General features: G+C 56.1%; 14 protein-coding genes. All 14 read right to left on the bottom strand.

Annotation, left to right across the window (positions count from 1 at the left end; genetic code table 11):
- Positions 1 to 78: 78 nt before the first annotated feature.
- Positions 79 to 732, bottom strand: coding sequence for an HAD-IA family hydrolase (locus tag RR877_RS06090; protein WP_332551038.1), 654 nt, complete (start codon positions 730 to 732; stop codon positions 79 to 81).
- A 64-nt stretch (positions 733 to 796) separates the two neighbouring features.
- Complete coding sequence (locus RR877_RS06085) at positions 797 to 1,165, bottom strand: RNA polymerase-binding protein RbpA (protein ID WP_110233133.1); 369 nt, start codon at positions 1,163 to 1,165, stop codon at positions 797 to 799.
- A gap of 2 nt (positions 1,166 to 1,167) precedes the next feature.
- On the bottom strand, positions 1,168 to 1,416 hold the full coding sequence (gene secG, locus RR877_RS06080; protein WP_110233132.1) for a preprotein translocase subunit SecG: 249 nt from the start codon (positions 1,414 to 1,416) through the stop codon (positions 1,168 to 1,170).
- 17 nt (positions 1,417 to 1,433) lie between these two features.
- On the bottom strand, positions 1,434 to 2,219 hold the full coding sequence (gene tpiA / locus RR877_RS06075) for a triose-phosphate isomerase (RefSeq protein WP_280796033.1): 786 nt from the start codon (positions 2,217 to 2,219) through the stop codon (positions 1,434 to 1,436).
- The gene (locus RR877_RS06070) at positions 2,213 to 3,424 is read right to left on the bottom strand and encodes a phosphoglycerate kinase (protein WP_332551039.1); all 1,212 of its coding nucleotides are present in this window, start codon (positions 3,422 to 3,424) and stop codon (positions 2,213 to 2,215) included. Before RR877_RS06070 ends, tpiA begins: the two co-directional genes overlap by 7 nt.
- A gap of 15 nt (positions 3,425 to 3,439) precedes the next feature.
- Positions 3,440 to 4,447 carry a type I glyceraldehyde-3-phosphate dehydrogenase gene (gene gap, locus RR877_RS06065; RefSeq protein WP_332551040.1) on the bottom strand — a complete coding sequence of 336 codons (1,008 nt, stop codon included), beginning with the start codon at positions 4,445 to 4,447 and terminating at the stop codon, positions 3,440 to 3,442.
- 129 nt (positions 4,448 to 4,576) lie between these two features.
- Positions 4,577 to 5,203, bottom strand: a complete 627-nt coding sequence (locus RR877_RS06060) for a superoxide dismutase (RefSeq protein ID WP_280796036.1) — start codon at positions 5,201 to 5,203, stop codon at positions 4,577 to 4,579.
- A gap of 97 nt (positions 5,204 to 5,300) precedes the next feature.
- Positions 5,301 to 6,275 (bottom strand): DNA-binding protein WhiA, encoded by a 975-nt coding sequence (gene whiA / locus RR877_RS06055; protein ID WP_332551041.1) that lies wholly within the window; start codon positions 6,273 to 6,275, stop codon positions 5,301 to 5,303.
- A 48-nt stretch (positions 6,276 to 6,323) separates the two neighbouring features.
- Positions 6,324 to 7,202 (bottom strand): RNase adapter RapZ, encoded by an 879-nt coding sequence (gene rapZ / locus RR877_RS06050; protein ID WP_332551042.1) that lies wholly within the window; start codon positions 7,200 to 7,202, stop codon positions 6,324 to 6,326.
- Positions 7,203 to 7,311: 109 nt separating this feature from the next.
- Positions 7,312 to 8,232 (bottom strand): RluA family pseudouridine synthase, encoded by a 921-nt coding sequence (locus RR877_RS06045; RefSeq protein WP_332551043.1) that lies wholly within the window; start codon positions 8,230 to 8,232, stop codon positions 7,312 to 7,314.
- The gene (lspA, locus tag RR877_RS06040; protein ID WP_280796039.1) at positions 8,222 to 8,899 is read right to left on the bottom strand and encodes a signal peptidase II; all 678 of its coding nucleotides are present in this window, start codon (positions 8,897 to 8,899) and stop codon (positions 8,222 to 8,224) included. The genes RR877_RS06045 and lspA overlap by 11 nt, the downstream gene beginning before the upstream one ends.
- Before the next feature lies 1 nt (position 8,900).
- Positions 8,901 to 9,464, bottom strand: coding sequence for a DivIVA domain-containing protein (locus RR877_RS06035; protein WP_110233125.1), 564 nt, complete (start codon positions 9,462 to 9,464; stop codon positions 8,901 to 8,903).
- Positions 9,465 to 9,581: 117 nt separating this feature from the next.
- Complete coding sequence (locus RR877_RS06030; RefSeq protein ID WP_277494464.1) at positions 9,582 to 9,884, bottom strand: YggT family protein; 303 nt, start codon at positions 9,882 to 9,884, stop codon at positions 9,582 to 9,584.
- A 39-nt stretch (positions 9,885 to 9,923) separates the two neighbouring features.
- Positions 9,924 to 10,376, bottom strand: coding sequence for a cell division protein SepF (sepF, locus tag RR877_RS06025; RefSeq protein WP_110233123.1), 453 nt, complete (start codon positions 10,374 to 10,376; stop codon positions 9,924 to 9,926).
- Between the last annotated feature and the right edge of the window lies 1 nt (position 10,377).

Raw genomic sequence — 10,377 nt, 5'->3', positions numbered from 1 at the left:
GGAGGTACTCACTCACGTTTAACGACTACAGCGAGTCGTCACATTTACTCAACCAACCTGCCTGGGCAGTACAACTAGTTAGCGCAGCCTGCTGGAAGCAGGAATGTGGAGTGCACCGTCGCGATAGCTCAGGCCCGCCAGGCTTTTCACGACAATCTCCACGTCAGTATCCAAGGCAACCTGGGTAACGCCAATCACCCGGGATGCACCAGCAGAGAGCCCTGCCTGAATACCTGCAGCAGCATCCTCAAAGACGATGCACTCCCCTGGTTCAAGTCCTAAGTTCTGCGCTCCGCGCAGATAAGGATCAGGGTGTGGCTTGCCACGCTCCACATCCTCTGAAGACACCAACTCGGCAGGAACAGGAAGCCCCGCAGCACGCAGACGTGCTGCACCCAATCGAGGGTTGGCTGAGGTGCAGACCGTCCACATCCCGGGCGTCAACGAGGTAAGGAGCTCAACGGCGCCAGGAAGCGCGTGGGTCATGTGTGCTGAGTCTTGTTCCAGCTGGTGAATGTATTCGACCGCTTCGTCATAGCGATCTTCAGACACGTGTCTGCGCACCATATCTTCGGCGCGAATACCGGCGTTGGAACGATCACTCCAGTCGAAATCGGGAGCAAATGTCGCAGACCAACGGCTCCATGCATCAACAGCTGCACCATGACTATCAACCAGAACACCATCGTTATCGAACAGTAAACCTGCAATAGGGAGTTCAAGATCAGACATTTGCATTCCTGGGTTCAAGGAAAAGAAAAATATAGCCCCTGATTTCTCAGGGGCTATATGAAAGTTACTTGGTGGGCTTCACTGTTCCGCGGCGAACGCGGAGCTGGTGGAGAGCGTCTTCGAGAATCTGCTCAGCCTCTTCTTCGGTGCGACGTTCCTTCACGTAAGCAAGGTGAGTCTTGTATGGCTCAAGCTTGGCTAGCTCAGGTGGGTTTGCCTTATCGCGACCTGCAGGAAGACCAGACTGTGGGCAGTCGATGATCTCAGGAATTTCTTCCTCAGGCAGGTTTGCTGCGAAGTAACGTACTGTCTCGTTACCGAGAGCATCCCAGTATGAGATGGCAATACGTTCTGCGTGAATACCGTGATCTTGTTCACCCATGGGTCCCGCGCCAACGCGCGAGCCACGGATTGCACTTCCGCCGGATGCCATAGTTATGCTCCTTGGAACTTAGTGATGAGGCCAAGCAGGATGATGCAGACAATCCAGACCAGACCCAAAATGATGGTGATGCGGTTGAGGTTACGCTCAGCCACACCAGAGGAACCCAGAGTAGAGCTCATGCCGCCACCGAACATGTCGGAGACGCCACCACCGCGACCCTTGTGAAGGAGGATCAGCAGGGTGAGGAGCAGGCTCGTGATGCCGAGCAGCACCTGCAGAACAATCTGAAGAATTTCCATAGCTACAGTCTACCCGACTAGATAACGTGCTTCTGGAAACGAGCGATGCTCGAGAACTCTGCAACGTCGAGGCTGGCACCACCGACGAGAGCACCGTCGATGTTGGGCTGACGCATGAAACCAGCGATGTTGTTGGCCTTGACCGAACCACCGTAGAGAATGCGCGTGCGCTGTGCAGCAGCGTCGCCGAGAACTTCGCCGAGTGCCACGCGAATAGCAGCACACACTGCTTCTGCCTGCTCTTCGGTAGCAACCTTGCCGGTACCAATAGCCCAGACAGGCTCGTAGGCAATAACGATCTCTGCGTCCTGAGAGACGCCCTCGAGTGCCTTCTTGAGCTGCGCAACAGGAACAGCGGAGGGACCGAACTCTTCGAGTTCCGCTTCGGTTTCACCAACACAGAGAACAGGAACAACACCGTGCTTGAGAGCTGCCTTGACCTTGTTGCCCACGATCTCGTCGTTCTCGCCGTGGTACTGACGACGCTCGGAGTGACCAATGATCACGTACGAGCAACCCAGGGCCTTGAGGAAGCCACCAGGAATCTCACCGGTGTAGGCACCGGAGTCGTGCATAGACACGTCCTGCGCACCATAGGCGAGCTCGAGCTTGTCTGCTTCAACCAGGTTTTGCACTGAACGAATGTCGGTGAAGGGTGGGAAGACCGAAACTTCAACGTCGGTGTACTTGTGTCCGGCGTCCTTGAGGGTCCATGCCAGCTTCTGAACGAAAGCAATCGCCTGGAGGTGATCCAGGTTCATCTTCCAGTTACCCGCGATGAGCGGGGTACGAGTGTTTACCATCCGAGGACCTCCAGGCCAGGTAGACGCTTACCCTCGAGGAATTCGAGGCTAGCTCCACCACCGGTTGAAATGTGACCGAACTGGTCATCTGCGAAACCAAGAATGCGCACAGCAGCAGCTGAGTCACCGCCGCCGACAACGCTGAGGCCGTCGACCTCAGTCAGTGCCTGAGCGATGGCGCGAGTGCCTTCAGCGAAGGCGGGAATTTCAAATACACCTGCAGGGCCGTTCCAGAACACGGTCTTGGAGGCCTTGATCTGCTCGGCGAATGCCTTACCGGTCTCGGGTCCAATGTCGAGACCCATACCGGTTGCACCGAATGCGGTGTCTTCGAGCGCATCTGCTGGAGCAACAACGTGCTCTGCATCAGCACCAAACTTGCTGGCCATCACGATGTCGGTGGGAAGAATAATCTTCACGCCGCGCGCTTCGGCATCTGCGATGTACCCGCGGACAGTGTCGAGCTGATCAACCTCGAGCAGGCTGGCACCGACCTTGTAGCCCTGAGCTGCGAGGAAGGTGAAGACCATGCCACCGCCAACCAGGATCGTGTCCACACGAGGAAGCAAGTGAGAAATGACACCGAGCTTGTCGGAAACCTTGGAACCGCCAAGAACGACCGTGTAGGGGCGCTCAGGATTTTCAGTGAGGCGGTCCAAAACATCGAGTTCAGTCTCGATGAGCAGACCTGCTGCGCTGGGAACCAGCTTGGCCAGGTCATAGACCGAAGCCTGCTTACGGTGAACAACACCGAAGCCGTCAGAGACGAGCACGTCACCGAGCTCGGCAAGCTGAGCAGCGAATGCGCCACGCTCAGCTTCGTCCTTGGATGTCTCACCTGGGTTGAAACGCAGGTTCTCCAGGACAGCAATCTGGCCATCAGCCAGAGCAGAGACGGTGTTCGTTGCAGAGTCACCGACGGTGTCGGTGGCGAAGGCAACGGGCTTGCCGAGCAATTCGCCGAGGCGAATGGCGGCAGGTTTGAGGCTGTACTTAGCCTCGGGCGCTCCGTCAGGACGCCCGAGGTGGCTCATCACCACGACACGGGCGCCCTGATCGAGCAAAGCGTTCAATGTTGGCAGCGACGCACGAATACGTCCGTCGTCAGTAATCACACCATCCTTGAGCGGGACGTTGAGGTCACAGCGGACCAAAACGCGCTTGCCAGCAAGCGAACCGAGTGAGGAAAGGGTGCGAAGTGCCATATTGAATTACTTTCTTTAGAGCTGTTCGCCGACGTACTCAGTCAGGTCGACGAGACGGTTGGAGTAACCCCACTCGTTGTCGTACCAGCTGGAGATCTTGACCTGGTTGCCCAGAACACGCAGCAGACCAGCATCGAAGATCGACGAGTGTGGGTCGGTCACGATGTCGCTCGAAACGATCTCGTCTTCGGTGTACTTGAGGATGCCCTTGAGGTGTCCCTCTGCAGCAGCCTTGAATGCAGCCTTGACCTGCTCTTCGGTAACTGGCTTCTCCACCTGGATGGTGAGGTCAGTGATCGAACCGGTTGGTACGGGAACGCGCAGTGCGAAACCGTCGAGCTTGCCGTTGAGCTCAGGCAGAACCTTACCGATGGTCTTTGCAGCACCGGTGGAGGAAGGAACGATGTTGATCGCTGCAGCGCGTGCGCGGCGCAGGTCAGAGTGAGGACCATCCTGAAGGTTCTGGTCAGCGGTGTACGCGTGAACAGTGGTCATCAGACCGGTGATGATGCCAAATTCCTTGTCAAATACCTGAACCAGAGGTGCGAGGCAGTTGGTGGTGCAAGAGGCATTCGAGATGACGTGGTCGTTTGCTGCGTCGTACTTCTCGTTGTTGACACCCATCACGAAGGTAGGAATGTCATTACCGGTGGGAGGAGCAGAGATGAGAACCTTCTTGGCTCCTGCTGCGATGTGCTTTTCAGCGTTCGCGCGGTCGGTGAAGCGACCGGTGGACTCAATCACGACGTCAACGCCGAGCTTGCCCCAGCCGAGGTCTGCAGGGTCGCGCTCTGCGAGAACCTTGATCTTCTTGCCGTTGACAATGATGTTCTCGGCGTCGTGTGAAACTTCAGCGTCCAGACGACCGGTAACCGAGTCATACTTCAGCAGGTGTGCGAGCACCTTGGTGTCGCTGAGGTCGTTGACGGCAACAATTTCAATGTCTGCGCCCTGTGCGAGTGCAGCACGGAAGTAGTTACGTCCGATACGGCCGAAACCGTTGATTCCAACTTTGACAGTCACTTCGTCTCCAAGTGATGTTAGGGAGCGAAATGCTCCAGTGGTGGGGATGGTGGAGGGAGGGTATTACGTTGATGAAAAATCAGTAGGAACGGGTGCCCCGAAAAGTTTCGAGACACCCGTTGTCAACTACTAAGAGAATAGCAGGACGCTGGATGCGCCCTTGCGTGCAGCGTCGAAACGCGCCGAAACATCAGCCCAGTTGATGATGTTCCAGAAGGCGGTGACGTAGTCACCCTTCACGTTCTTGTAGTCCAGGTAGAAGGCGTGCTCCCACATGTCGAGCATGAGCAGAGGGATAGTTCCTGCTGCAATGTTGCCCTGCTGGTCGTAGAGCTGCTCAATGATGAGGTTCTTGCCGAGTGCATCCCAAGCCAGGAATGCCCAGCCGGAGCCCTGCAGACCGAGTGCAACAGCGTTGAACTGTGCCTTGAACGCATCGAAGGAACCGAAGTACTCATCGATTGCTGCAGCGAGTTCGCCGGTGGGGCGCTCTTCGGTGCCAGGAGTCAGGTTCTTCCAGAAGATGGAGTGGTTGGTGTGTCCACCGAGGTGGAATGCCAGGTCCTTCTGGAGCTTGTTGATGTTGGCGAAGTCGTTCTTCTCACGTGCTTCGGCGAGCTTCTCGAGTGCGGTGTTCGCGCCGTCGACATACGCCTTGTGGTGCTTGCTGTGGTGCAGCTCCATGATGGTTGCGCTGATGTGAGGCGCAAGTGCTGCGTAGTCGTAGTCGAGCTCGGGCAGTGTGTAGTTAGCCACGGGTTGTTCTCCTTAGAACGTGCGGTTGAGTCTTACTGGATGTAACCGTCTCGACAACAAGTTTATTGCCGAAAAGCTGAGTTATTTTTGTGAAGTTTTAGGCGTCAATATCGTCGGGAACAGCGGATTCGGTGCCGGGAACGCCGAGATCCTGTGCGCGCTTGTCTGCCATGGCAAGCAGGCGACGAATACGACCGGCGACGGCATCCTTGGTCATCGGAGGATCAGCGTGGTGTCCCAGTTCGTCCAGGCTGGCGTCACGGAAGTTCAGGCGCAACTCACCTGCATACTTCAGGTGTTCTGGAATGTCGTCACCCAGAAGCTCGAGTGCGCGCTCGACACGAGCACAAGCAGCTACTGCTGCCTGTGCCGAGCGGCGCAGGTTCGCGTCATCGAAGTTGACCAAGCGGTTTGCCGTGGCACGAACTTCACGGCGCTGACGCAGTTCTTCCCAGTTCTTGACGGTTTCGGTGGCACCCATGATGGTGAGCACGGCAGAGATCGCCTCATCTTCACGAATGACAACGCGGTGAACACCGCGAACTTCACGAGCCTTTGCCGCGAACTGGAGGCGGTTTGCTGCCCCCACGAGTGCCATGGCGGCCTCGTTGGTGGGGCAGACGATTTCCAGTGCTGCAGAACGACCTGGGTCGGTCAGTGAACCTGCAGCCAAGAATGCACCACGCCAAATAGCCGAGAGGTCCTCGAGGTTGCCGGTGGTGAGCTTGTTGGGTAGGCCACGGATGGGACGACGGCGAGCATCGAGGAGGCCCGTCTGGCGAGCCAGCGTTTCACCGTCGAGGACCCGCGCGAGGAAAGTGGGAGCGTTCTTGCCACCCGAGTTGGGTGAGAGACGACCTTCAGAGCGAACACCGTAAATCTCAGCCAAATCCTTGCGCACGCGGGTGGCGAGTTCCTGAGAGTCTAGTTCTGCTTCAACAGCAATACGGCCAGAGATGGTGTGCAGACCACCCGCAAAGCGCAGCACGGTGGCCAGTTCTGCCGTGCGCACGCTGGTCTTGCCAGCACCGACAGTAATCAGTTCTTGTTTAACGTTCTCAGTGAGACCCATATCCCCAAATTCCTCTTTGTTTCTTCAGTAGTGATGTTGTTGCAGTCGCTATTCGCGACCAAAATCTCTGTGCTTGACCCGCACGACGACGCCCGGGAGTTCTGCCAAACGCTTTGCTAGTTCCTCGGTCAACGCAACCGAGCGGTGCTTCCCGCCGGTGCAACCGATAGCAATCGTGGCGTGACGCTTGTTTTCTCGCTGGTAACCGGCCAGAACAGGCTCAAGTGCCTTGGCATAGTTCTCGACGAACTCCATCGCCCCAGGCTGCCCCAGGACATAGTCCGAGACTTCCTTGTCCATGCCGGTGCTCCCCCGCAGTTCTGGAATCCAGAACGGGTTAGGCAAGAAGCGACCATCGGCGATGAGGTCTACATCTGTGGGGGTTCCATATTTGAATCCAAAGCTCATCAGGTTCAGTCGAACACCTGCGGTGTCTTCCTGAGCGAACTGTTCGGTAATCAACGTGGAGAGCTGGTGAATGTTGAGATCACTCGTGTCCACGACGATGTCACTGCTTTCACGCAGTGCCGTCATGCGTGAGCGTTCAGCAATGATGCCGTCCAAGATGGTGCCATCGCCTTGAAGGGGGTGCGGGCGACGAACCGATTCAAAGCGACGAACCAGAGAAGCATCAGTTGCGTCTAAGAACAGCACGCGCACGACCGTCTCGGAAGTCATCGACTGAATGATCTCTTGCAGGTTCTCAAAGAAATCACGGCCGCGGACGTCCACCACCGCAGCAATCTTGGGCAGGTTAGCTCCAGCCTTATCTGCCAGTTCAACCAGAGGACGCAGCATCTGTGGGGGCAGGTTGTCGACGACATACCAATCGAGGTCTTCGAGGGCATTACCCACGGTCGAACGACCAGCGCCAGACATACCGGTGACGATGAGCACTTCCTGCTTGTTGCGGGATTGCTCGGGCATAGTCACTTCCTTGATATCTGGGGCGTGTTACGGCGTGTCGTTCAAGACTAGCCATATGCGACACGCCGATAAACTCCTGAGGGCAAAACCTTTGCCTAGGAGTTGAAGGTTAGCCCGCGGCGAGGACGTCGAGTGCGTGTTGCAGATCTGCAGGATAGGCAGACGTGAACTCCACATATTCACCCGTGGCGGGGTGAGTGAAACCAAGTTTGTGAGCATGGAGCCACTGGCGCGAAAGGCCCAGACGTCCACTGAGTGAAGGGTCTGCGCCATAAAGGCTATCTCCGACACACGGGTGGCGTTGGGCAGCCATGTGAACACGAATCTGGTGTGTACGACCCGTTTCAAGCTTGATTTCTAAGAGCGAAGCAAAAGGGAACGCTTCGAGTGTTGTGTAGTGAGTGACGGCATGCTTGCCGTCGTTAGTGACCGCAAACTTCCAGTCAGAACGAGGGTGACGCCCAATAGGAGCATCAATAGTGCCTGCCAGAGGGTCCGGGTGTCCCTGAACGACGGCGTGATAAATCTTGTTGACTTCACGATCGTGGAATGCCTGCTTGAGTGCGCTGTAGGCCTTCTCGCTCTTAGCCACAACCATGAGACCGGATGTGCCCACATCGAGGCGGTGCACGATACCTGCACGCTCAGCAGCTCCTGAGGTGGCAATGGTGAATCCCGAAGCAGCAAGAGCACCGAGGACGGTGGGGCCATCCCAGCTTGCTGCGGGGTGTGCTGCCATGCCCACGGGCTTATCCACGACGACGAAGTCGTCATCGTCATAGACGATGCCAAAATCGGGCACCATCATGGGCACAATCTCAGGACCGCGCTTTTCTTCCCAGGACACCGTCAAGAAAGCTTCAGCTCGGAGTTTGTCAGATTTACCGAGGGCAACACCGTTTTGCTCTACTCCCCCAGCCTCGGCAATCTCTGCTGCTTGAGTGCGGGAAAAACCGAACAGCCTGGCTAAACCTGCGTCAACACGAACGCCATCAAGGCCATCTGGAACGGGAGTGGATCTAGTTTCCACCTGAGCCACCATCTCCAAATGAACCACCATCGACGGTGCCATCAATGCCTACTGATTCGCCACCACCGAGAACGCTGGAGGTCGTGCCTGCGGCACCCAGCAACACTGTTGCACCAGCGTCTGTAGAGCCAGTAGAGCGAGACTTTCGTGGCTCGCGAGTGCCATCGATGTGGACGCCCATCAAGGTCAGCAACACCAGTAAGCACATGCTCGAGACGATGGCGATATCAGCAACGTTATAAATTGCCGGCATCATCCAGGGTGTGGAAATGAAGTCAATGACCAGACCATTTCCAAACTGCACGACTCCCTCGCCGTTTTCTTTGGTCAAACGGTCCGTGAGGTTACCGAGTGTGCCACCTAGAAGCAGTCCAAACACAACTGCCCATGCGATGGAACGGATCTTGCGCGCGAACACAATAATGACGACTGTGACCACCGCAGCAAGGATGGAAAACACCCATGTTGTGCCAGAAGCAAGCGAGAATGCCGCACCTGGATTACGCACGAAATAGAACTGGAGGAAATCCCCCAGAATGGGTTGGCTCACACCTTCAGTGAGGGTCGACATGACCCACAACTTGCTGAGCTGGTCAGCGGTGTAGACAACGACAGCAGTGATGCCCAGAAGCATCAATACAGCCCACACGGGCCGTTTTACCGCCACGTTAGTTCTTGGCTGAGTCACCAGTGACATTGAGCTCATCAAGCTCGACCAACTGGTTAGAAATGTAGGAGCGAAGCTTTTCGCGGTATTCCTTCTCAAAACCACTGAGTTCAGCAATAGCCCTCTTCAGCGTTGCCTTCTCAGTTTCAAGGGTGGAGAGCTGAGCCTTTGCGGTTGCTTCTGCTTCAGAAACAAGGCGAGTAGCGGTCTCGTGACCTTCAGCGATGAGAGCGTCACGCTTCTCAACACCTTCACGAACGTGCTCTTCGTGCAGACGGCGGGCAAGAGTTAGCAGATCATTTGCGCTAGCAGTTGCACTGGTGTCATCGACTACTGCAGGTGCAGGGGTGGAGACAGGGCGTGCAGGAGCTGCTGACTCGCCGCCTTCTAGACGTGCCTCGGCAGCTTCAAGCTTGGTCTTGAGTTCATCGTTCTCAGCGGTGAGACGACGCAGCTCAACAACAATTTCGTCCAGGAAGTCATCGACCTCGTCCTGATCGTAACCTTCGCGGAACTTAGTCTGCTGAAAGCGCTTGTTTACTACGTCTTCTGGCAATAAAGCCATGTCGAGCCATCCTCAAGTGAGAGATACAAAAATATGTTGTCTAAGTGACAACGTCCCTAACGCTACCAAAAGAGTTGGGTGGTGCGGAAACCCCTGAGGAAGAATTACAGAGGTTAACTAAAGAACCATCAGGTATTCGGCGATATACATCGCCACAATTGCGGCCAACATGACCACGGTCCAGCCGAAATCAAGTGCAATAGCACCAAAGCTCATGGGCTTGACGAATCGACGAACTGCCTTCATCGGCGGATCAGTAATGCCATAAACAACACCGCTGATTACCAGCAGGAAGCTGGGCGGACGCCAACCCGGGCGCATCGCACGAATGAAGTCAAGGATGAGCCGTGCCCACATGGCAATGACAAATACCAACAGTGCGTAGTAAAGAACTACGCCGAGAATGCCTACGACAGACATAAGTTTCCTTCAGCACGCAGCCACACAGTGGCGAGCGGCTTACTCTCCGAAGAAGGTGGTGTCGACTTCAGCGGTCTCAGCAGCTGCATCGCCCGAAACAGCAACGTGTGCTGGTGAGAGCAGGAATACCTTGCTCGTGACGCGCTCGATCTTGCCAAAGAGACCCTGTGACAGACCAGAAGCGAAGTCAATGAGACGACGAGCGTCTGTTTCGGTCATCTGCGAGAGGTTCATGATGACGGGAACGCCTTCACGGAAGTTTTCTGCAATTACCTTTGCGTCCGAGTACTGCTTGGGGTGGACGGTGACGATTTCGTTCATGTCGCTCGCTGCCTGGTTCTTTGCGGTGTTACGGCGAAGGGGGGTTACCTGTGCACGACCAGCAGATACGGGAGCAACCTGAGGTGCTGCAGCATATGCGGGTGCGTCGTAGCTCGTGTCCTCGTCAGCGAGACCGAGATAGACCATGGTCTTCTTGAGTGGGTTGGACATT

The organism is Aurantimicrobium sp. (assembly GCF_036667855.1).
In the GTDB taxonomy this organism is placed as follows: Bacteria; Actinomycetota; Actinomycetes; order Actinomycetales; family Microbacteriaceae; genus Aurantimicrobium.
The sequence above is the reverse complement of the archived record's forward strand: the minus strand, read 5'-3'. Positions and strand labels throughout refer to the sequence as shown.

Excerpts from the sequence above, each read along its gene's own strand:
- whiA (WP_332551041.1), bottom strand. The coding sequence starts at position 6,275 with ATGGGTCTCACTGAGAACGTTAAACAAGAACTGATTACTGTCGGTGCT.
- RR877_RS06070 (WP_332551039.1), bottom strand. The coding sequence starts at position 3,424 with ATGGCACTTCGCACCCTTTCCTCACTCGGTTCGCTTGCTGGCAAGCGC.
- RR877_RS06085 (WP_110233133.1), bottom strand. The coding sequence starts at position 1,165 with ATGGCATCCGGCGGAAGTGCAATCCGTGGCTCGCGCGTTGGCGCGGGA.
- rapZ (WP_332551042.1), bottom strand. The coding sequence starts at position 7,202 with ATGCCCGAGCAATCCCGCAACAAGCAGGAAGTGCTCATCGTCACCGGT.
- tpiA (WP_280796033.1), bottom strand. The coding sequence starts at position 2,219 with ATGGTAAACACTCGTACCCCGCTCATCGCGGGTAACTGGAAGATGAAC.
- RR877_RS06090 (WP_332551038.1), bottom strand. The coding sequence starts at position 732 with ATGTCTGATCTTGAACTCCCTATTGCAGGTTTACTGTTCGATAACGAT.
- secG (WP_110233132.1), bottom strand. The coding sequence starts at position 1,416 with ATGGAAATTCTTCAGATTGTTCTGCAGGTGCTGCTCGGCATCACGAGC.
- sepF (WP_110233123.1), bottom strand. The coding sequence starts at position 10,376 with ATGTCCAACCCACTCAAGAAGACCATGGTCTATCTCGGTCTCGCTGAC.
- RR877_RS06030 (WP_277494464.1), bottom strand. The coding sequence starts at position 9,884 with ATGTCTGTCGTAGGCATTCTCGGCGTAGTTCTTTACTACGCACTGTTG.
- RR877_RS06035 (WP_110233125.1), bottom strand. The coding sequence starts at position 9,464 with ATGGCTTTATTGCCAGAAGACGTAGTAAACAAGCGCTTTCAGCAGACT.